This is a genomic window from Paucilactobacillus salsurae, from assembly GCF_054784995.1.
This window is the reverse complement of sequence record NZ_BAAHWX010000002.1, coordinates 185,776-206,612: the sequence shown is the minus strand read 5'-3', so window position 1 is coordinate 206,612 and position 20,837 is coordinate 185,776. Positions and strand designations below refer to the sequence as shown.

Annotated in this window: 21 protein-coding genes; 2 read left to right on the top strand and 19 right to left on the bottom strand. The window is 37.3% G+C overall.

Going from position 1 to position 20,837, the window contains the following annotated elements; translation table 11 throughout:
• Positions 1–9: 9 nt before the first annotated feature.
• The 6 genes from ACYVQZ_RS02975 to ACYVQZ_RS02950 form a co-directional block, all read right to left on the bottom strand.
• A complete protein-coding gene (locus tag ACYVQZ_RS02975) occupies positions 10–1,179 on the bottom strand; it encodes an aminotransferase class I/II-fold pyridoxal phosphate-dependent enzyme (RefSeq protein ID WP_461239910.1) in 1,170 nt (389 codons plus the stop codon).
• Between the two features lie 61 nt (positions 1,180–1,240).
• Entirely contained in the window at positions 1,241–2,722 is a 1,482-nt protein-coding gene (locus tag ACYVQZ_RS02970) for an ABC transporter substrate-binding protein/permease (RefSeq protein WP_461239909.1), read from the bottom strand.
• Between the two features lie 171 nt (positions 2,723–2,893).
• Positions 2,894–4,396, bottom strand: a complete 1,503-nt coding sequence (xylB, locus tag ACYVQZ_RS02965) for a xylulokinase (RefSeq protein WP_461239908.1) — start codon at positions 4,394–4,396, stop codon at positions 2,894–2,896.
• Between the two features lie 77 nt (positions 4,397–4,473).
• On the bottom strand, positions 4,474–5,814 hold the full coding sequence (xylA, locus tag ACYVQZ_RS02960; protein WP_461239907.1) for a xylose isomerase: 1,341 nt from the start codon (positions 5,812–5,814) through the stop codon (positions 4,474–4,476).
• 146 nt (positions 5,815–5,960) lie between these two features.
• Complete coding sequence (locus tag ACYVQZ_RS02955) at positions 5,961–7,139, bottom strand: ROK family transcriptional regulator (protein WP_461239906.1); 1,179 nt, start codon at positions 7,137–7,139, stop codon at positions 5,961–5,963.
• A 164-nt stretch (positions 7,140–7,303) separates the two neighbouring features.
• The gene (locus ACYVQZ_RS02950; protein ID WP_461239905.1) at positions 7,304–7,756 is read right to left on the bottom strand and encodes a universal stress protein; all 453 of its coding nucleotides are present in this window, start codon (positions 7,754–7,756) and stop codon (positions 7,304–7,306) included.
• Between the two features lie 211 nt (positions 7,757–7,967).
• Between ACYVQZ_RS02950 and ACYVQZ_RS02945 the strand changes: the two genes are divergently transcribed.
• The gene (locus ACYVQZ_RS02945) at positions 7,968–9,002 is read left to right on the top strand and encodes an aldose epimerase family protein (RefSeq protein WP_461239904.1); all 1,035 of its coding nucleotides are present in this window, start codon (positions 7,968–7,970) and stop codon (positions 9,000–9,002) included.
• A 37-nt stretch (positions 9,003–9,039) separates the two neighbouring features.
• Here ACYVQZ_RS02945 and ACYVQZ_RS02940 read toward each other — a convergent pair whose 3' ends face one another.
• From ACYVQZ_RS02940 to ACYVQZ_RS02890, 11 genes are all read right to left on the bottom strand, one after another.
• Positions 9,040–9,693 carry an amino acid ABC transporter permease gene (locus ACYVQZ_RS02940; protein ID WP_461239903.1) on the bottom strand — a complete coding sequence of 218 codons (654 nt, stop codon included), beginning with the start codon at positions 9,691–9,693 and terminating at the stop codon, positions 9,040–9,042.
• 15 nt (positions 9,694–9,708) lie between these two features.
• Positions 9,709–10,347, bottom strand: a complete 639-nt coding sequence (locus ACYVQZ_RS02935; RefSeq protein ID WP_461239902.1) for an amino acid ABC transporter permease — start codon at positions 10,345–10,347, stop codon at positions 9,709–9,711.
• Positions 10,347–11,183, bottom strand: coding sequence for a transporter substrate-binding domain-containing protein (locus ACYVQZ_RS02930; RefSeq protein WP_461239901.1), 837 nt, complete (start codon positions 11,181–11,183; stop codon positions 10,347–10,349). Before ACYVQZ_RS02930 ends, ACYVQZ_RS02935 begins: the two co-directional genes overlap by 1 nt.
• A 15-nt stretch (positions 11,184–11,198) precedes the next feature.
• Positions 11,199–11,942, bottom strand: coding sequence for an amino acid ABC transporter ATP-binding protein (locus ACYVQZ_RS02925; protein WP_461239900.1), 744 nt, complete (start codon positions 11,940–11,942; stop codon positions 11,199–11,201).
• Between the two features lie 235 nt (positions 11,943–12,177).
• Entirely contained in the window at positions 12,178–13,362 is a 1,185-nt protein-coding gene (locus ACYVQZ_RS02920) for an aminotransferase class I/II-fold pyridoxal phosphate-dependent enzyme (RefSeq protein WP_461239899.1), read from the bottom strand.
• 99 nt (positions 13,363–13,461) lie between these two features.
• Positions 13,462–14,274: a DUF6681 family protein gene (locus tag ACYVQZ_RS02915; protein ID WP_461239898.1), complete on the bottom strand. Its 813-nt coding sequence runs from the start codon at positions 14,272–14,274 to the stop codon at positions 13,462–13,464.
• 48 nt (positions 14,275–14,322) lie between these two features.
• Positions 14,323–14,724 (bottom strand): hypothetical protein, encoded by a 402-nt coding sequence (locus ACYVQZ_RS02910; protein ID WP_461239897.1) that lies wholly within the window; start codon positions 14,722–14,724, stop codon positions 14,323–14,325.
• Positions 14,725–14,862: 138 nt separating this feature from the next.
• A complete protein-coding gene (gene map / locus ACYVQZ_RS02905) occupies positions 14,863–15,657 on the bottom strand; it encodes a type I methionyl aminopeptidase (RefSeq protein ID WP_461239896.1) in 795 nt (264 codons plus the stop codon).
• 103 nt (positions 15,658–15,760) lie between these two features.
• Entirely contained in the window at positions 15,761–16,195 is a 435-nt protein-coding gene (locus ACYVQZ_RS02900) for a Fur family transcriptional regulator (RefSeq protein WP_461239895.1), read from the bottom strand.
• Between the two features lie 67 nt (positions 16,196–16,262).
• Complete coding sequence (locus ACYVQZ_RS02895) at positions 16,263–16,823, bottom strand: guanylate kinase (protein WP_461239894.1); 561 nt, start codon at positions 16,821–16,823, stop codon at positions 16,263–16,265.
• Positions 16,824–16,845: 22 nt separating this feature from the next.
• Positions 16,846–17,259, bottom strand: a complete 414-nt coding sequence (locus ACYVQZ_RS02890) for a bis(5'-nucleosyl)-tetraphosphatase (protein WP_461239893.1) — start codon at positions 17,257–17,259, stop codon at positions 16,846–16,848.
• 228 nt (positions 17,260–17,487) lie between these two features.
• Here ACYVQZ_RS02890 and ACYVQZ_RS02885 point away from each other — a divergent pair, with 228 nt between their 5' ends.
• Positions 17,488–18,873, top strand: a complete 1,386-nt coding sequence (locus ACYVQZ_RS02885) for an APC family permease (RefSeq protein WP_461239892.1) — start codon at positions 17,488–17,490, stop codon at positions 18,871–18,873.
• 69 nt (positions 18,874–18,942) lie between these two features.
• On the opposite strand, the gene ACYVQZ_RS02880 is transcribed toward ACYVQZ_RS02885, so the two are convergent.
• On the bottom strand, positions 18,943–20,016 hold the full coding sequence (locus ACYVQZ_RS02880) for an ABC transporter substrate-binding protein (RefSeq protein ID WP_461239891.1): 1,074 nt from the start codon (positions 20,014–20,016) through the stop codon (positions 18,943–18,945).
• Positions 20,016–20,837, bottom strand: coding sequence for an ABC transporter permease (locus ACYVQZ_RS02875; RefSeq protein WP_461239890.1), 822 nt, complete (start codon positions 20,835–20,837; stop codon positions 20,016–20,018). Before ACYVQZ_RS02875 ends, ACYVQZ_RS02880 begins: the two co-directional genes overlap by 1 nt.

Here is a 20,837-nt window from a genome sequence, read left to right as displayed (position 1 = left end):
TAATACTCCCTACTTAGCTGAAAAAGAAGCTAAATCCAAATTTTTAATGCGACTGAAGGCTTCTTTTAGTTCATCTAAAGATTGTGTGGCAGCAATTCGTTCAAATCCTTCACCGGCTTCACCAAATGCTAACCCAGGTACAACAATAATTTTGGCTTTTTCCAGCAATTGCTTAGCAAATTCAACTGAATCAAGTCCAGTTTTGCGAATGTCCACAAAGGCGTAAATCCCACCTTGGATTGGTGATACGGACAGCCAACTGATTTGATCTACCTCGTGTTGAATCAACTCTAACCGATCTTTAAATTCTTGTGCAAACTTAGGCACAAATTCATCAGCATGTTGAATCGCATACAACGCGGCATTTTGGGAAGGTGTTGGTGCTGAATAGGTAATTCCTTCATTTACTAACTTAGCGGCATTAACGAGATAATCCGGTCCAATTAAGTAACCAATGCGCCAACCTGTCATAGCAAAACTTTTTGACATACTACCTAGTGTAACCGTATTATCTGGTGCAAATGTTGCAAACGGAATGAAGTCACTGCCTGGCAAAATATAATCTGAATAAACTTCATCAGCCAAAATAAAGATATGGTGTTTAATGGCCACTGCAGCAATTTCTTTTTGTTGCTGTGCAGTTAACACGTTACCTGTGGGATTATTTGGTGAATTGATAATCACTGCTTTAGTTTTATCAGTAATCATTTTTTCAATATCACTAGCTAAAACCGCAAACCCATCTTCTGGTTTAGTTGACAAAATAACTGGTGTTCCGCCAGCTGCCTTAACTTCTTCGGGATAAGGCGAAAAACTAGGTTGGGGCACAATCACTTCATCACCTGGGTTTAATAAAACAGCCAAGGCAAGGTAAAGTGCATGTGACGCACCCACTGTCACCCGAATTTGTGGAATTTCAAAATGCAGATCAAATTTATCAGCATAATAGGCTTGAATAGCCTCACGTAATTCTGGTAAGCCATTTGCTTCAGTATAATGCGTCATTCCTTGCTTTGTTTTAGCAAATGAAGCAGCAATAATTTCTTGTGGTGTGGTGAAATCGGGATCACCAATTGATAAATCAATGGCACCATCTGTTGTGGCCGCCAATGTGCCAATATCAGCTAAGATATTTGGTTCTGGATTTTGATATCGATTTGTTAAAAATGAACTGTCCAAAATATAACCCCCTAGACTTACTATGTGAACTCCATTCGTACAGTATAACATTAAAAAACGATTAGATAAGGTTTGACTTGCTGCTTAAATTGTAATGCTTTTCTAATAAACTCAAAATACGAGTGAGACCAAACGTTAAAATAAAGTAAATTAATGAGGCGAAAATCAGTGGTACGAAAGGCTTAAAACTAGCACCTTGAATAACACCCGTTTGGAACATTAATTCGCCAACACCCACGACAGAAACAATTGAAGATTCCTTAATGACAGCAATGAATTCATTCCCTAACGCAGGTAAGATGCTCTTAAATGCTTGTGGTAGTACCACAAAACGCATGGAAGTACTTGCCTTAAGTCCCAGTGAACGAGCTGCTTCATTTTGACCAACATCAACTGAATTTAAGCCCCCACGAATAATTTCTGCCACATACGCACCAGAGTTCAACCCCATTGCTAATGCCCCTGAAACAAAGGCTGACACATGTAACCCAATCATTTGTGTTCCAAAGAAGACAATAAAGACTTGAACAAGTAATGGTGTCCCCCGCAAATATTCAATATAAACAATACTGAGCCATTTCAAAATTTTCGCTTTTGAACGACGCATCATTGCGAGTGCAGTTCCTAAAATAGTTCCAATAAAGACACCAATTGCAGCTAGCGCAACTGTGTACCAAGCACCCTTAACATAGTAACTGCCATATTCTTGCAAAAAACTTTGTTTCGAGAACATTTGCTTAACGGCCTTTTTTTGGTACTTAGGCATTAATTTCTGTGATTTAATTTGATCAATTGATTTATTAACAGCAGCTGTTAAAGCTGGTGAATTTTTAGGTAAAGCAACCGCCGTATTTTTGGTTGAATTAGCAAATCCTGGTGTGATCAGTTTTAAACTACTATTTTGACTGACATATGCCGCGCCCACTGGATCCTCGGCAACAATTGCGTCGATCTTACTGTTTTCCAGTTGTAAAACCAAATCCGTAAACTTCTCAAGTGACGTTACCTTAGCCCCTGTTAATTGTGTTTTTGCTAAGTCTTCTTGAGTTGTCTGTTTTTGGGCACCAACCTTGACGTTATTGAAGTCTGCTGTTGTTTTATATTTTTTAGCATCCTCTTTACGAATCAAGATTTTTTGTTGGACGGATAGATAGGTTTTTGAAAAAGTAACCTCTTTGGCACGTTCTGGTGTGTTTGACATCCCAGAAATAATCATATCAATCTTGCCCGTTTTCAATGCACCCAACAAACTATCAAATGACATTTCGTCAATTCTTAATTTAACACCCATGTCTTTGGCAATTTTTTTAGCTACTGAAATATCAAATCCAACAATTTCATCTTTCCCATTGATGGTTTTATGAAATTCATACGGAGGATAATCTGCAGATAACCCGACAGTAATGTACCCTTTTTTCTTAATCTTTTGAACATACGGATCCGTTTTGGCGGCAGATGCTGAGTCGGTGAAAGCCCCCATTACGCCAATAGCGGAAGTGAATAATAATGTAATGACTAAAAATAAATGCACTAACTTTTTCATAAACGTACCCCTCTATTTCTCTAGCTCTTTTTTATCAATAAGAGTACTATACACTGAAATAGATATTTATGCAATAGTTTTTCTATTATATTCAAATTAATACTGTTTTTTTTGAAAATATACAAAAAGCGCAAGCTAATATTCATTAACTTGCACTCAAAAATCTTACTTTTAGTTATTACGACGATACTCTAATAGATCGTGAGTAATCGGTGCTGTTGCATCATATACCTTGCGGTAAATTTTATGCATTTGCGCATATTTTGCCACATTTTCAGGATTTGGTTGATATTCATCACCAAAAGCAACAAACTCTTTGGCACAATCTTGAACAGTATCAAACCAGCCAAGACCAACAGCGGCTAACATTGCTGCACCAAGACCTGGTCCTTGTTCATTTTTCAAACTAACAACTTTTTTATTAAAGATATCTGCTTGAATTTGCAACCAGAGTGGGCTCTTGGCACCACCACCAATTGAAACAACTGTATCAAAATCTTGTCCTTTTTCTTGGAAGATATCCATGATATCAGCAAAGGAATAAATAATTCCTTCTAAGACAGATCTGACAAAATCGTTACGCTTGTGAGTCCCATCCACCCCAATAAAGCTTCCGCGAATATTTGCATCAGCATAAGGTGTCCGTTCTCCAACAATGTATGGCGTGAAGACTAGTCCATTAGCACCGACAGTTGATTCAGCTGCACTAGCAACGAAATCACTAAAGTCATCTGTTGGACCAAAGGTTTTCTTTAACCAACTCAAACTGTATCCGGCTGCCAGTGTGACACCCATCGTATAGAACTTATCAGGAATCGCGTGATTAAAGAAGTGCAACTTACCTTGATAATCAACGTTAGAATTGTCCTCATACTTCAAAACCACACCTGAGGTACCGATGCTAGCCATCACCATGTTTGGAGCCAAAATGCCTGATCCCACGGCACCGGCAGCGTTATCAGCTGCGCCACCAAATACCTTAGTATCTGTAGACATTCCTGAGAATAATGAATAGCTTTCAGAAATATTACCAGCATAACCAATCGATTCAATTAATGGTGGGCACATTGAGGTTGGAATATCGAATGCATCACAAACCTCTTTGCTCCATTCTTTATTGGCAACATCGAGTAAGACTGTCCCTGCTGCATCAGAATATTCCATGGCAATTTTGCCGGTCATTCTGTACCGTAAGTAGTCTTTAGGTAAGAGGAAGGTTTTTGCTTTGGCAAAAATATTAGGTTCGTTTTCCTTAACCCATAAAATTTTTGGTAGCGTAAAACCTTCTAATGGCTGATTACGCGTAATTTCAACGTAGCGATCGCCCATTTTTTCAATAATTTCTTCACGTTGTTTTGTCGTTCTTGTATCGTTCCACAAAATTGCTGGTCGTAATACTTGGTTATTTTCATCTAATAAGACTAATCCATGCATTTGACCAGAGTAACTAATACCTTCAATTTCTTCTGGTTTGATACCATCGTTTAAGATTAAACGAACGATAGCAACTGTCGTACCCGACACCCAATCTTCAGGATTTTGTTCACTGTATCCTGGTTTCGGATTGCTGAGTTCATAGTCGAAACTTTCTTGGGCAACGATTGCACCTGTTTTATCTACAGCTGAGACCTTTACGGCACTAGTACCAAGGTCCACTCCAAGGACATAGCTCATAATTTTTCCTCCTTATAACGACAAATGGAGGGTGGAATCTTCATCCCATCCTCCACTAATCTTAACTACTTAATTCATTATTTACCCAAAGTTTTTACAATGTAGTGGTTAATTGTATCTTTAACTTGTTCAAGATGATCTGAGCTAGTTGCGTCACGAAGATCTTTTTGGGTCTTATCAAGTGAGTAAGCTTCAAGGTCAGCCATTGATGCTTTACCACTTTCGATGTCAGCACCGATACCACTCTTGTATGAGCTGTAACGATCTGCAACGATGTTGTCTAATACTTTGTCTTCTTTCATCTTCAATGCAACACGAAGACCAGCAGCAAAGCTATCCATACCAACAATGTGGCTGTAGAATAAGTCTTCTGGTGCAAATGATGAACGACGTGGTTTAGCATCAAAGTTCAAACCACCGTGAGGTCCAATTTGTCCTTCTTCAACGACTTCAACCATAGCTGCAGTTGTCTCATAAAGGTTTGATGGGAATTCATCGATATCCCAACCGATTAACTTGTCACCTTCGTTGGCATCCAATGAACCAAGTAAGCCAGCTTCACGAGCAACACGGATTTCGTGTTGGTAAGTGTGACCAGCTAAGTTAGCATGGTTACCTTCAAGGTTAAGCTTGAAGTCTTTATCTAAGTCGTATTCTTTCATGAATGCGATTGTTGTAGCTGCATCAAAGTCATATTGATGAGTTGTTGGTTCTTTTGGTTTTGGTTCAAGCATCATTTGTGCATCAAAACCAATTTCATTGGCATAATCTTTAGCCATATGGAAGATCTTAGCTGCGTGTTCTTGTTCTTTCTTCATATCTGTGTTCCAAAGTGATTCATAACCTTCACGACCACCCCAGAAGACATAGTTTTCAGAACCGACGCGCTTACCAATTTCAAGACTGTGCTTTAATTGGGCAGCTGAGTATGCAAAGATGTCAGCGTATGGTGAAGTTGCTGCACCAGCAACAAAACGAGGGTTTGTAAACATGTTTGCTGTGTTCCAAAGAACTTTCATTCCTGAAGTCTTTTGATATTCAACAATCTTGTCAACAACTTTATCCAAGTTAGCATTTGTTTCACGTAATGTGTCACCTTCTGGAGCAAGGTCACGATCGTGGAAACAAAGGTAATCAACACCTAATTTGTCATAAAATTCAAATGCATAATCAACTTTAGCCAATGCTTGGTCCATTGGATCAGTGTATTTGTCATAAGGACGAATAGCTGTACCATCACCGAATGGGTCAACTAAACGTTGATCAAATGTGTGCCAGTATGCTACTGAGAAACGTAACCAGTCGCGCATTTTTTTGCCGCCGATTACTTCGTCTGCATTGTAATATTTAAAGCCTAAGCCTGATTTTAAATCGCCTGTTCCAACATAAGGAACCTTATCTACATTCCATAAAGCCATTGTGAATAGCCTCCTGTTTTAGTTTGTTTGTTTTGACAACCAACTTACAAAAATCATTATAAACGCTTACATTTTATTTTGCAACCCCTTTCACAATATAAAAAGCTAAAAAAACGAACCGCCTTCATTGGCGGTTCATTGACGATTTATTTATTCACATAATCATAATTAAAACTTAGTTGTTCATCGATCATATCCAACCCAATATGAATAGCACTTGAACATCCGCCCAGTAATGAAGCATATTTGGCACCTTTTAATAATCTAATGTCGGTCTCATCATTACCGGGAAGTTTTTGATATTTTTTTTGAATCTGCAGCAATGCTTCATCAATCACTTCTATTAAGTTTGAACTCAAATAAATACAATCTGGGTTAATGCTTGTCACCGTATTATAAATGATTGTTGTAATGTAATCATAGAAGTCATGGATGGCCTGCACCACAATTTCATCGTTTTGCGCATATAAATCTGCAACTTCTTGAAATGACAAATGGTCTAATTGTTTTTGTTGTTTAATTGCGTCTAATATTGCATCTTGAGAAGCCACATCTTCAATTTTGCTTATTTCTTTCAGATCTGTCGGATTCATGGCGTACAATGTTCGACCAATTTCACCAGCTTCTCCACTTTCACCACGATATAATTTATGATCGATAATAATTCCCGCACCAATTCCTTTGTGGATGCTAATGACAACAATATTGTTCATCGTTCGGTGAGACTGTCTCGAAAAATCGCGTTTAAACGTGGCCACTAAATTCGCTTCATTTTCGAGATGGACCGGAACTTCTAGACGCTTGACCAATTCACCATGCAAATCCACCCCGTCCATAGAAATAAAAGGCGAATAGGTCACTTTATTTTCAAAAACAATGCCATGAACCGCCACACCGACAGCTAATAAACCTTTGACAGTATCTGGTGCATCAAGAGAGGCTACTGCTTTTTGAATCATTTCAATGACCTGTTGAATATTGCAATCCGTTGTATCAAATCGTGAATGATAAAAGGCTTTACCATCAATATAAGTTGCCATCACATCCAAATGTTTAAACCCGATATCAAAACCCATTACATAACCATAACTAGCATTAATTTTAATCATTACAGGCTTTCTACCGCCCACCTGCGTACTGTGTCCTTGACCAATTTCAGTTACCAATTGCTTTTCTTGTAATTCATTAAAAATTGCAGAAACTGTCGATTTATTTAAATTTAAATTTCTCGAGATTTGAATTCGTGAAATGGGTTCGCCATTAAAGATTTCTCTTAAAACAGCTTTTTCATTGGCACTGCGAATGCTCTGTTTTGTTTCGCCCATAGTATGTCCTCGTTTCATTAACTACTCAATTTATTTATGTATTCTAAAAATTCAATTTTTTTCAAAACACTCAATCATTATTAAAGTATATTGATATGTCATCTGGTATGCAAGAATTTGTCGTAAAAAAAATGATCACTTGAATTAGTAATCATTTTCCGAAATTATTTTTTGACAATCATAACATCACATTTAGCGTTTTGAACCACATAGCTGGTGTTTGAGCCGATCAACATTCTTTCAATTCGATTGAGGCCAGTAGCACCGATCACAATCAAATCAATATTTTCACTTTCGGGCAAATGCTGTGCAAGTTCAAGCTTTGAGTCACCATAGTATACTTTGGAAGTCACATCAACACCAGCATCCTTGGCTTTTTTTACGCATTGATTCATAAATGTTTGAACACTATTACGCGCTTCTTGTAACATGATCGGATCAATTCTATATGAAACGGCCGTTTCTGTTGCTAATGCTGCAAATTTACCATCGTTTTCAACGGTAACTAACATCAATTGTGCATTGTAGAGTTTAGCTAATTCAATTGCTTTATCTAATGCCAGTTTGGATTGCGATGAGCCGTCAATTCCAACTAAAATTTTTTGATAAGGATTCATGATACGTGCTCCTTTCACCGGCTTGTGCGACTAAAATAAAATTCTTATTCACTTTTAATGTACCAAGTTTGACACTATCATGTCGAGTAAAATGAATTTAGTCGTACTTATCTGTGCTATCTAGTTGGTATCGTTTTCAAAATTAAATTGACAAATTTCGGTTATATCAATATGGTTATTACAACATTAAATAATATTTGGGGGTTTTACCATGGACATTTCTAAACGTAGTTTCGGCCACATTAATAATGAGCAAGTTGAGGAATACACACTCACTAACGACAACAATGTGAGCATATCCATTCTCACATTTGCTGGCTTGTGGCGCAGTTTTGAAGTTCCAACCACTAACGGCCACGACAACCTATTATTGAGTGCAGCTGATCTCGAAAATTACACTAATAATCCATTTTACATTGGTCGTTCGATTGGTCGTATCGCTGGTCGCTTGAAAAATGGCTCGTTCACATTGAATGGGCTATCATTTCAAGTGAATCAAAATGAAGGTAACAATAGCTTACATGGTGGTGAAAATGGTTTTTCTAGCCAAATCTGGCACGCAGAAACGAAAACTAATCCCGACAGCTTGCAATTAATTTTAACCAAAACAATGACACAAGCGATGGACCAGTTCCCAGGCAATATGGCAACGACCATCACCTATACATTACAAAATGACAATGCTGTGATCATTGATTTCACTGCTACAAGTGACGAAGATACCCTATTCAATCCGACGAGCCATGCTTATTGGAATTTGGGTGATACGTCAACCACAAAAATTTTGAATCACACATTGCAACTTAGGTCCGATCGTCACTTGGAAGTCGACAACGAAAAAATGCCCACCGGCAACTTTCTAGCAAACAAAAACACACCATTTGATTTCAGCCAGCCAACGCTCTTATCTGGTGCAATCGATCAGATGAAAAATACGACGGAAAAAGGCTTTGATGATATTTTAGAAATCAATCCTAGCCAAACTGATCCGATTGCTATTTTACACGACACCAAAACAGATCGTTCTTTAAAAATTTACTCTAACCGTAATGCGTTAATTGTTTTTACTGCCAATTCGTTTGAAGAAACAATGCACCTAAATCGTGGTAATGGTCATCCATATGAGGCAATTGCTTTAGAAGCTCAAACCTTATCAGATACGCCCCACCATCCCGAATTCGGTGATGTCACACTGGTTGCTAATCAACCAAAATCGTATCAAATCAAATATGAAATCGAATTCTAATAAAAAAGTCTCAACTTTAAAAGTTGAGACTTTTTTATTAAGCAATCTTTTTATCCAAATATTTTGAAAGTAACGATAGCGCGTAACAAACAATAAAGTATAACACTGCTAACGCCACAAACATTGGAATAATGTAGTTTGTGTTTTGGCCATAAATGATCTGGGCATGGTACATCATTTCTGGCAACACGATGATCGTGGCAAGCGAAGTATCCTTAACCAGTGAAATAAACTGACTCACAAGTGCTGGAATCATATTTTTCATTGCTTGCGGTAAAATAATAATCCTTAATCCCTGCCAAAATGTTAGCCCGTTTGATAAGGCCCCTTCCATTTGACCAGAATCAACAGCAATAATTCCTGAGCGGACAATTTCCGCAATCATCATTGATTCAAACACCGTCATTGCCAAAATCGCAGCTTGAATAATGGCTGGCTTAAAGCCAAGGTTAGGTAGTCCAAAATACGTAAAGAAAATAATTAACAGCAGTGGTAAATTACGAATCAAATCGATAATAAACCCAACAATCGCAGAAAAATATTTAATTTTAACGTAGCGAATAACTCCTAAAATCGTACCAAAAATCAAACTAAAGATAATTGAAATTACTGAAACTTCAACCGTTATCCACAGTCCTTGGAGTAGATAGCGAATATTCAGCCACGAATAGGCATCAATAAAGTTTTGCATAACACTATCCCCTCTCTATGCCAGTTTCTTTTCTAGATGACGCATGTAGTAATTAAGCGGCATTGTGATGATCAAATATAATAACCCAACCGCAAAAAAGGTTGACATGGTCTGCAACGTATCATTAGCAATCATGTTTCCTTGGTACATCAAATCAAAACCAGCAACGAAGGCTAACACGGATGAATTCTTAACTAAATTGATAAATTGATTTCCTAGTGGTGGAATCACAATTTTAAAGGCCTGTGGCAAGATGATGTATCTCATGGCCTGCCAAAATGTAAGACCATTGGACATGGCACCTTCCATTTGTCCTGGGTCAACCGATTGAATTCCGGCACGAACTGTTTCTGCAATAAACGCTGAGGTATAAATGGTTAAACCAATTGTACCGGCAGTAAAGCCGTTAATCTTAGTAATATAGAGTGGAATAACCACAAAGAAAAACATGGTGATTACTAGTAGTGGGATATTCCGGAAAACTTCAACATAAACATTACCAATGATGCGCATCAATTTGTTGGGCATGATTTCAAAAATCGCAAATAACGATCCAATAATTAAACTAAAGAACAGCGCAATGATGCTACAGAGTAATGTTTGTCCTAAACCATAAAGTAATGGTTGCCACTGGGTTGCAAAAATATGAATCATTAGCGCCTCATCTCCTTATAGTCAAATCCTTTAACATTACCAAACCATTTCTGCAAAATTTTGTTATAGGTTCCATTTTTCTCCAATGTGGTCAGTGCTTTATTGAGTCGTTTTCTAAATGCGGTCTGTCCTTGGTTAACCGCAATTCCATATGGTTCTTTAGTGAAGGCGCCACCGACAACTACGTAATTTGGATTTTCAACGGACATCCCATATAAAATACCATTATCAGTAGTTAAAGCATCGCCCTGTCCTGACTTCAAAGCAGTTAGGGCCTGGGCATAGTCTGATAATTGTAAAACTTTGGCTTTAGGTGCGTATGTGCCAATATTTTGCACTGAATTTGATCCCGTTACACCCAAAACAACTTTACCGGCTTTATTCAGATCTTTAACATTTTTGATTGGACTACCTTTTTTAACTAAAATAGCTTGCCCAGCATCAAAGTATGATCGCGTAAAATCAACTTGTTTTGCACGTTCTGGGTTAATTGTCATTGTTGCCATAATGGCATCAATATTTCCATTTCTTAGTAATGGCACCCGCGTTTGGCTTGTTACCGGTACAAAAATGGCTTTTCCCTTTTTACCCAAAATTTCTTTAGTCATAGCGGTTGCTAAATCTGCTTCAAATCCCTTAACACGGTTATCTTTAACGTCCATTAAGCCAAATAACTTGGTATCGGCTTTGACGCCCCAAGTAATCGTGTTAGATTTTTGATCGTTTTTTAATACATCTTGACTAGACAAGGCTGATTTTGTGCCACAAGCAGACAATGTAATTATCATCAGTGACAGAGCAGCCAGTAAGCCAACGAAACGCCAAGTTTTCTTCATGGCTAGCTACCCCCTTTACTTGTGCACAATAATCTTACTTAAGAATTGGCGAGCCCGTTCATTGGTTGGTTCACCATCAAAGAAGGTTTCATTACTATCATCTTCAAGAATTTGACCAGCATCCATGAAAATAACACGGTCGCCCACTTCACGCGCAAACCCCATTTCATGGGTCACCACTAACATGGTCATACTTGAATCGCGTGCAATATCTTTCATAACATTTAACACATCATCAATCATTTCAGGATCAAGTGCTGACGTTGGTTCATCAAATAATAAACATTTTGGTTTCATTGCTAAACTTCTAGCAATGGCAATTCGCTGTTGTTGTCCACCAGATAACTGGCGTGGATAACTGTTAGCCTTGCTTTCCAGACCAACCTTTTCTAAAAGACTCATGGCCAGTTCTTTGTTTTCAGCATCTGGTCGTTTTAACACAATTTTAGGTGCCAACATAATGTTTTCTAAAACGGTTTTATTCGCATATAAATTGAAATGCTGGAATACCATGCCAACATTTTTTCTGATTTTATTAGGATCAGTCTTTTTATCTGCTAGATCATAACCATTAACGATTAACTTGCCTTGCTGGATTGGCTCCAACCCGTTAATCGTTCTAATTAAAGTACTTTTCCCCGAACCTGAAGGCCCGATTAAAACCACAGTTTCTCCGGCTTCAACAGTTAAGTTAATGTCTTTTAGTGCATGAAACTCACCGTAATATTTCTGCACATCGTGAAACTCAATCATTGACATAGCAATTCCCTCCACTCTTTCAAATACACTTAAATTAAACTATTCACTAATGACATAATTTAATAAAGATTAAATTAAATTGTAAAACAAAAAAAGAGGTTCGTCAAAATAAAATCATGAATAAACCGCGTAATTATCAACATTCTTCATAAAAATAAGTAAAACAAAAAGCAGACTAAGATAAAATTAGTCTACTCATAATTATCCTTATTTTTTATAAGATATGAATATTTACTTATTTAGTATTTTGATTGACATACTCGCTAATTCGCTTAACTGCTTCTTTCAAGTTATCCATTGAAGCTGCATAGCTAATTCTAATATAGCCTTCACCACCAGGGCCAAAAGAACTTCCAGGTATCACAGCTACTTTGTTATCAAAAGCTAGTTGACGTGCAAATGTTTTGTCATCTTGCTTTAATGCGGCTGGAATTTTACCGAAATAGTAAAAGGCCCCTTCTGGTCGTTGAGATTCAAACCCTAACTTAGCTAATTCGTTATACACAAATTCGCCTCGTCGTTGATATTCTGCCTTCATATCAGGTCCATCATCCAAGCCATTTTCAAACGCTTCTTGGGCAGCATCTTGTGAAATTGTTGATGCGGTCGTGACAGAAAATTGATGTACTTTACCAAGTTGAGCAACCATTTTAACTGGTGCACAAATGGCCCCAATTCGCCAGCCTGTCATCGCATGTGACTTAGACACACCATTTAATAGAATCGTTTGGTCTGGTAAATATTTTGCCACAGAAACGTGCCGGTCTCCATAAGTTAATTCACTATAAATTTCATCTGCAATGACAAAAATATCATGTTTCTTCAAAACATCAGCAATCGCTTTTAAGTCATCAGCACGGTATGTTTTACTAGTTGGATTTGATGGGAAGTTTAACACAACAGCTTTCACTGCATCACCATTTTCTTCAATTGCTTGTTCCAATTTTGCTGGAGTCAAGACAAAATTGTCTGCTGAAGTATCCACGAAAACTGGTTCAGCGCCATTCACTCGCGTGATTGGAATATACAATGGCCAAATTGGTGTTGGAATAATCACTTTATCGCCGCGATTAACAACAGAGCCAATTGCAGTCCAAATGGCTTCAGTAGCACCAACAGTAACGATCACGTTATCAGCGGTGTAATCGAGGTCATATTTTTTATCTAAGAAATTGGCAATTGCTTTGCGCAATCCTGGTGTCCCGTTTGAAGCAGCATAGTGAGTTCGATTATTTTGAATACTTTGAATGGCTGCTTGCTTAACATGCTCTGGTGTATTGAAATCAGGTTCTCCCAAAGTCAACTTAATGATTCCAGGAATCCCTGAAACTTCTTGATCAAACGCGCGAATATCAGATGGCTCTACAGCATCTAGGTCATCACGCATACGGCTAATAAGACGATCGATTTTTTCTGTCATTTTTACCCCTCAAATCCATTCTATTAAAAAAATATTAGAAAATAATTAGAAAACTTGTTACTAGTTTAGCAAGCTTTATGCAGGGTGTCAAAATGACCTTTATTTTGAGTCCTTAGCTTTATAGGCAATTTTGACGTTCAATTGATATGGATTGTCTTGAACAATAGGCGTATCACTACGACCAGCAATCTTGCTGGGACCGCCCGAAATAAAGACATTAGCCAAGAATAGTTTAAATTTACTTTGCGCAACATCAACATCTGTTAATCCAACACTTGTTAAATGACCGACAGCCAAGCGTTCCATTTGGTTCAATCCAATATATATTTCTAACCGAGAACCAGTGGCAATAAGTTCAAAATACGGCACAGTTTGATCTGCATTCAAGGCCTCAATTGGCTGTTTAGTTTTACGGCTAGTATTTACAATTTCTCTTTCTGACATTTGATTATAATTAGCAGTCAATACCTTGTTGTCCAGTAATTGACGCACAACTTTTTTTAAATTAGCCTGTTCATGATTATTAATGGCAACATCTGCCGGTAAAATTTCATCATTGGTAAATAGGCCATTGGCTGGAATATTAGGAACGACATGTTGTGGTTGCTCATGATATTCACCCACACGTCGGCCACCTAATAGTTTTTCAATTTTAGGCGATGGGTCCAATTTTGTCGTTTTATTAGTAAAAAAATAAATGACATTCATGGCAACGGCATACATTAATACAATAAAGGCCAGTAAAAATAGCAAGCCACGTAACCAAACATGGTTTTGCAATAATCGGATAGCTACATAAAGTAAATAAAAATCGCCAACAAAGCCCACGACCGTATATATTTGATTTTTTAATTTGGAATTAACATTAAAATAACCTAATGAATGGTTAATCATATCTAAAAAACTTAACATTTATATTCTCCTTCAAATAACCATCAAGATCACTGCGTGTCGACTCTCTTAATTAGTCTTCGCATTATTATCAGTGGTTGTATTATCGGTCGTATCTTGATTATTAGTGGTTATGTCGTTAGTTGTTGATTTATTGGTATCATTTTGATTGTCATTAGTTGTACCATTGTCGTTTTGATTCGTTGTTGTTTGTTTGGTGCTAGATTGCTTAGTCGCACTAGAATCATTTTGAGCATTGTTTGAATTGTCATCAGTACTTGTTTTGCGACTACTAGACTGTGGAGAATCAACAGAGCTTGATGAACTGACAACGCTACTCGATGTACTTTCAACTTTCGCACCTTCATTGGTATGCGTCGTTTTGTTAACTACTACGTTAGTTGCACTCAGTGCGAGCACAATCGAAACAATCGCAAACGGGGTAATAAAAGGCGGGGTTCGGTAAGCCATATTTACTAATCTCCTTTTTCTTTCTAGTCATATCTTACAACAATAAATATCACTTTGTCGTGAAACTAAGTTTAAGGATTGTATAAGAAAACAAAAAGATTACATCAAGCTTTCTTGCTCAACATAATCTTTATCAAACTAGCTATTTAATAATTGTTGATCCAGTTCGTCATCGACACTAGTGAGAATTTTGGGACCATCTTTTGTAATGACAATCGTATGTTCAAATTGCGCACAATCGGAGCCATCTGCCGTCACATAATACTCCCAGTCCTCATTAGGTTCTGGGACCGGCTTAATTTCCCAAGTTCCCGTCGTAATCATTGGTTCAATGGTAATCGTCATACCTTCTTTAAGCCGTAACCCATGTCCTGCTTCACCATACGCAGGAACATCTGGGCCTTCATGCATTGTTGGTTGAATCCCATGTCCAATGAGCTCACGAACATCCCCGTAGCCTAGATCATCAGTATAGTTCTCTATTGCAGCGCCAATATCACCTAATCGATTGCCGATGACTGCTTGTTTAATCCCAAGATATAATGCTTTTTGAGTAACGTCCATTAATTTTTGGCGCTCATCACTAATCGTGCCCACTGCATAGGTCCAACATGCATCAGACAAATAGCCGTGCCAATTCACAACACTATCTACCGAGACGATATCGCCATCTTGTAAAATAACGCCGCGTCGTGGTGCTGCATGGGCAACTTCATCGTTGATCGAAACACAAGTCGCAAAGTCATACCCGTCAACTGTTTTTTCTTCAGCGGTGGCACCATGTTCTTCAATCCATTGATTAGCAAATTTTTCAATCTCCCAACTCGACATACCTGGACGGATCATCTTTTTTAATTCAACATACATTTCTGCCAAAATATGGCCTGACTTTTCCATACCATCAATTTCTCTTTGTGATTTTAATGTAATCAACCTATTTATCTCCAATCTATCTCTTGATTCCATTTAAAGCTTAACACAATTCACGTATCGTTTTACATAAAAAAAGCGTGACTGCATCACGCATTACATCGCTTTATTTTTGTGCACACTGGGCACATAAACCTACTAATTCAAAATGATGGTCCCTAATCTGCGCGCCTGGTAACTGGTCCGCGAAAAAAGACATATCAATAGGACACATCTGGATTTCAACAACTTTACCGCAGTTTTGACAAACAAAATGGTGATGATGTTTTAATGTCGCATCGCACTGGTATTTAACCTGTAATTGATCATTTTGGACCGAGGTCTCCACAATCCCAAGTGATTCAAATTCCTTCAAATTACGATAAATCGTGTTATGACTCATTCCTGGATACAGTTGCCGTAAATAATCATCAATTTCAGTGACGTCAATATAGTGATCCGGATTTTTGGCCAAACATGCCACTAATGATTTACGCTGTTTTGTGATTTTAAATTGATTATCTTGTAGGACGCGTAACGCCTGTGAATAGTCTACACTCATTTTTGAACCCTCGATTAATTAATCTAAATAATAATGGTTACAGTTTAGCACACGTGTTGGTAAAAAACTACCGATTGGTTTCCACTTCGGTCACAAGTTGGTCGAGTCTCTTTTGCGTTTTTTCCCAGTCATCATTAATAATCAAATGAGCGGTTTTAGTTAAGCCTTCCGGCAACTGTAAATCTCTACGATATTCACGACTGGCAACACGCTGTTTTAATGCGGCCTGACTATCGCCACGCTCAATCAAGCGATTAACTAAATTTTCAGGTTGCGTTACCGTCAGAAAAATAATGACTGCTTGAGCACCTAATTCTTGATGATATGTCTGTGCACCCTTGGTATCCAAGACAATTGTGGCATTATCACTTTGTTCCCATGCTTTATTTAAAGATTCCATCGAAGAGCCATACCAATGGTGATCGTATTGCACTTTTTCTAATAAGTGCAATTTTCGCATTGATTCTGGAGTTTCAAAATGATAGTCGCGATCATCTTTTTCACCTGTTCTTGGTAATCTGGTGGTGTGTGTAATAACTTTAGGCATGTTGTAGGTCCGTCTCAAATAGTTACTGACAGTGGTTTTCCCTGAACCAGTTGCACCTGTAATCACAAAAATTCGTTTCATTATACACTTTCCGCCTTACCCATTATTTTGTCACCAGATAGTCGTTCACTTGGTCTAATAGCACTTTTAAATTATCATAGGTTAATTTTTCTCTGGCTGCTTGGTATGAAAACCAATCAGCATTTTTAATTTCAGCTTCTTGTAACATTGTTTGATCTTGATCCGTGACTTGTGCTGTAAATAAAGTCATCTCTTTTTGATTACCATTAGGCAATTGATAGTTTGTTTGAACTTTAAAATCTGTGTCAATCGTCACTGCTAAATTCGTTTCTTCTAAAATTTCTCTACGTGCAGTTTCTAATAAGGTTTCCTGCTTTTCAACGTGTCCCTTTGGAAAACCCCAAAAGTTTCCAACGTTCGTACTTTGCAGTAATAAATATTTAATTTGTCCGTTTAATTTTTTATAAACTACAGCACCACTGGTAATTTCAATCATTGTTGAGCTCCTTGTTATACTTTTGTTCTATATTAAACTATATTTTTTAAATTGAACACAATCTGCGTTAAATTTTACGGTATTGATGAGTATTTTAAAAATACAGTCATTTAAATCATAAGCATCGGATAATATCATCAATTTTTAATTGACTTTTAATATTCGGAAACGCTATCATTAAACTTAGTCTAACTGTACTTAGTTTATTTAAATAAAAGGTGGTTTGTTATGTCATCAAAACTATTTCGAAAAGAAAGTCTTGATCGCTATCTTGAGCGAGATAATCGATTCAGCAAAACTTTGTCTGCTTTCGATTTAATTGCACTTGGTGTCGGTGCTGTTATTGGAACTGGTATTTTTATTTTGCCAGGAACCGTCGCAGCAACAACTAGTGGTCCCGGAATTATTTTATCATTCTTGGGATCTGCAGTTGTCTGTGCGCTTGCAGCAATGTGTTACGCAGAATTTTCTTCCGCATTACCAGTTGCAGGTTCAGCCTATTCCTACGGTAATGTTGTCATGGGAGAAATTGTTGGCTGGATTCTTGGCTGGGCCTTAATTCTGGAATACATGTTAGCCGTTGCGGCTGTGTCTACAGGGTGGGCAGCTTACTTTAATTCATTCATTGAAGGCTTTGGCTTACATGTCCCTAAAGCAATTGCTGGTTCATTTGATCCAGCCCATGGCACGTATTTTAATCTAGTGGCGATCTTAATTGTGTTAGTCATTTCATTTCTTTTATCACGTGGTATGTCGACTTCGATGCGCATCAACAACTGGGCAGTCGTCATTAAAATTGCAATTATTTTAATTTTTATTTTTGTCGGCATGTTTTACATTAAGCCTTCAAACTGGCACCCATTTCTACCGTACAAGATGCACGGAGTCTTCCAAGGTGCTGCACTAGTCTTTTTTGCATATTTGGGATTTGACGCAGTTTCATCCTCAGCTGCTGAAGTTAAAAATGCAAAAAAGAATATGCCAATCGGAATTATTGGGACCTTAATTGTAGCAACAGTTTTATATATGGCAGTTTCCGTTGTGTTGACAGGGATGGTTAAATATACACACTTAGACGTAGCTAACCCGGTTGCGTTTGCGTTGCAAGTTGCTAAATTAAACTGGGTTGCTGGTCTCATTTCAATCGGTGCTCTAATTGGTATGTTTACCATGATGGTGACAATGATCTACTCTAGTTCTAGATTAGTTTATTCTATTGGACGTGATGGATTATTGCCTAGCTTTTTAGATAAAGTTAATTCAAAACATAAAATTCCACAAAATGCTTTAATTACCGTGACGATAATTATTGCTGCAATGGGCGGATTAGTACCTTTGGATCAACTGACCAGTCTAGTAAACATTGGAACCTTATTAGCTTTTACTTTTGTTTCTTTTGGAATTATTCCACTAAGACATCGTACCGACATTAAAAACGAGGGGGGCTTTAGGGTCCCTTGGTATCCTGTTCTACCAGTTTTGTCAGGAGTCGCATGTCTACTCATGCTAACTCAGCTGAAAATGGAGACATGGATTGGCGCCGGTATTTGGTTCTTAATCGGTATTATTTTGTACTTCTCGTATGGGTATTCACATAGTAAACTCAATAAATAACACAAATTTAAAAATGATAAACAATCAAAAAAGTAACTCCTGCTTTCAAACTCACAGGGGTTACTTTTTTTATTTTTTAAACATTTTAAATTGTAAAAAAATGTCATTGTACTTATTCAACGACTCTAACGGTAAATCGCGATAGACTTGCAGATTTTCTGTTGTTTTTTTGTCTGGATAAAATTGTCGATCCGTTACAATATTTTTGGGCATGTGGTGCAATGCTTGTTGATTTGGTGTCGCGTAACCGATATATTTTGCATTTTGAGCAGCATTCTTAGCATCTAGCATGAAATTTAAAAATTGATAAGCTGCTTTTTTATGAGTTGCTGTTTTAGGAATAACCAAATTATCGAACCAAATATTACTACCTTCACTGGGCACAATATAATGCAAATGAGAATTTTGATCCATCATCTCTCTTGCTTCTCCCGAATAGGTAACTGCTATGGCTGCCTCATTTTGAACCATATACATTTTAATTTCATCAGCCACAACCGCTTTTACATTTGGGGTCAATTGATTCAATTTATTTTGAGCATGTATCAAATCATTATCATTTATGCTATTTACGTTGTGATTTTGAGTAATCAAAGCAATGGCAAGAACATCTCTTGCACTATCAACAAGCATAATATTATTTTTAAATTTGGGGTTCCACAATTTATTCCAATGATTAACTTCCTCTCGCTTAACAAATTTATCATTATAAATAATTCCTAAAGTCCCCCAAAAATAAGGAACTGAATAATTATTCTGCGGATCAAAACTAAGATGCATAAACCGGGGATCAATGTTTTTTAGATTGGGCAGTTTGGTCTGATCTAATCGATCTAGTAAGTGTGCTCTTTGCATTCTTGTAATCATATAATCACTTGGTACCGCAATATCATAACTTGTTCCACCTTGTTTAATTTTGGTAAGCATTGCCTCATTACTATCAAATGTTTCATAGATAACGTGGTAGCCCGTCTGCTTTTCAAACTTATTAATCAATTCGGGATCAATATAATCTCCCCAATTGTAAATTGTCAAAGTTTTATTTGTCGTTTTTTTCGCCTTGGAATTTAATTCTTGGTTTATGCCAGCTAAAGCCAAACAAATCACGCAAATTGCTAATAAAACTCCCATCAATTTTTTCATCACGACACCTGTTTTCTAGTCTTCCTCTGTGTATGAATTTTCTTAGTGTGGCTATATTTATTTAATAGGTAATAACAAAGAACCAACAATAGTGACACTATAAACATCAGAGTGGATAAAGCATTAATTTCCAAATCAATGCCTTGACGCGCTCTAGAATAAATTTCTACGGACAATGTTGAAAATCCATTGCCGGTAACAAAAAAAGTAACAGCAAAATCGTCAAGTGAATAAGTAAATGCCATGAAATAGCCAGCAAAAATGCCAGGACTAATGCTTGGAAAAACAACTCTAGTCAAGGTCTGAAAGCGACTAGCACCTAAATCTAAAGCTGCATCTACCATCGTTTGCGGCATCTCTTTGATTTTTGGAAGTACCATCAGCACGACAATTGGAATTGAAAAGGCAATATGACTCAGTAATACTGAACCGAACCCTAGGCTAATACCCAAAAATGTAAAGAAAATTAAAAAACTTGCGCCAATGATAACATCTGGAGAAACCATCAATACATTATTCAAGGACAGTAGCCAGTTACGAGATTGCTTCTTCTTAAGTGATGAAATTCCAAGTGCACCAAATGTACCAACAATTGTCGCTATAAGAGCAGAAAGTAGTGCAATAATGACGGTATTCAACACAATGCTAATCATGCGGGTATCTGAAAAAAGAGCCTGGTAGTGGGCTAGCGAAAAGTGAGAAAAATGATTCATATTATTCCCCGAACTAAATGAGTAATAAATTAAAAACAAAATCGGTAAATATAAAATTGCAAATACTAACATAATAAAGGCTGGCCCAAAAAATTGGTTTTTTTTCAT

Bases quoted from the DNA above. Each gene is read 5' to 3' on its own strand.
- ACYVQZ_RS02970 (WP_461239909.1), bottom strand. From the start codon at position 2,722: ATGAAAAAGTTAGTGCATTTATTTTTAGTCATTACATTATTATTCACT.
- xylB (WP_461239908.1), bottom strand. From the start codon at position 4,396: ATGAGCTATGTCCTTGGAGTGGACCTTGGTACTAGTGCCGTAAAGGTC.
- xylA (WP_461239907.1), bottom strand. From the start codon at position 5,814: ATGGCTTTATGGAATGTAGATAAGGTTCCTTATGTTGGAACAGGCGAT.
- ACYVQZ_RS02955 (WP_461239906.1), bottom strand. From the start codon at position 7,139: ATGGGCGAAACAAAACAGAGCATTCGCAGTGCCAATGAAAAAGCTGTT.
- ACYVQZ_RS02950 (WP_461239905.1), bottom strand. From the start codon at position 7,756: ATGAATCCTTATCAAAAAATTTTAGTTGGAATTGACGGCTCATCGCAA.
- ACYVQZ_RS02945 (WP_461239904.1), top strand. From the start codon at position 7,968: ATGGACATTTCTAAACGTAGTTTCGGCCACATTAATAATGAGCAAGTT.
- ACYVQZ_RS02940 (WP_461239903.1), bottom strand. From the start codon at position 9,693: ATGCAAAACTTTATTGATGCCTATTCGTGGCTGAATATTCGCTATCTA.
- ACYVQZ_RS02935 (WP_461239902.1), bottom strand. From the start codon at position 10,347: ATGATTCATATTTTTGCAACCCAGTGGCAACCATTACTTTATGGTTTA.
- ACYVQZ_RS02930 (WP_461239901.1), bottom strand. From the start codon at position 11,183: ATGAAGAAAACTTGGCGTTTCGTTGGCTTACTGGCTGCTCTGTCACTG.
- ACYVQZ_RS02925 (WP_461239900.1), bottom strand. From the start codon at position 11,942: ATGTCAATGATTGAGTTTCACGATGTGCAGAAATATTACGGTGAGTTT.
- ACYVQZ_RS02920 (WP_461239899.1), bottom strand. From the start codon at position 13,362: ATGACAGAAAAAATCGATCGTCTTATTAGCCGTATGCGTGATGACCTA.
- ACYVQZ_RS02915 (WP_461239898.1), bottom strand. From the start codon at position 14,274: ATGTTAAGTTTTTTAGATATGATTAACCATTCATTAGGTTATTTTAAT.
- ACYVQZ_RS02910 (WP_461239897.1), bottom strand. From the start codon at position 14,724: ATGGCTTACCGAACCCCGCCTTTTATTACCCCGTTTGCGATTGTTTCG.
- ACYVQZ_RS02900 (WP_461239895.1), bottom strand. From the start codon at position 16,195: ATGAGTGTAGACTATTCACAGGCGTTACGCGTCCTACAAGATAATCAA.
- ACYVQZ_RS02895 (WP_461239894.1), bottom strand. From the start codon at position 16,823: ATGAAACGAATTTTTGTGATTACAGGTGCAACTGGTTCAGGGAAAACC.
- ACYVQZ_RS02890 (WP_461239893.1), bottom strand. From the start codon at position 17,259: ATGATTGAAATTACCAGTGGTGCTGTAGTTTATAAAAAATTAAACGGA.
- ACYVQZ_RS02885 (WP_461239892.1), top strand. From the start codon at position 17,488: ATGTCATCAAAACTATTTCGAAAAGAAAGTCTTGATCGCTATCTTGAG.
- ACYVQZ_RS02880 (WP_461239891.1), bottom strand. From the start codon at position 20,016: ATGAAAAAATTGATGGGAGTTTTATTAGCAATTTGCGTGATTTGTTTG.
- ACYVQZ_RS02875 (WP_461239890.1), bottom strand. From the start codon at position 20,837: ATGAAAAAAAACCAATTTTTTGGGCCAGCCTTTATTATGTTAGTATTT.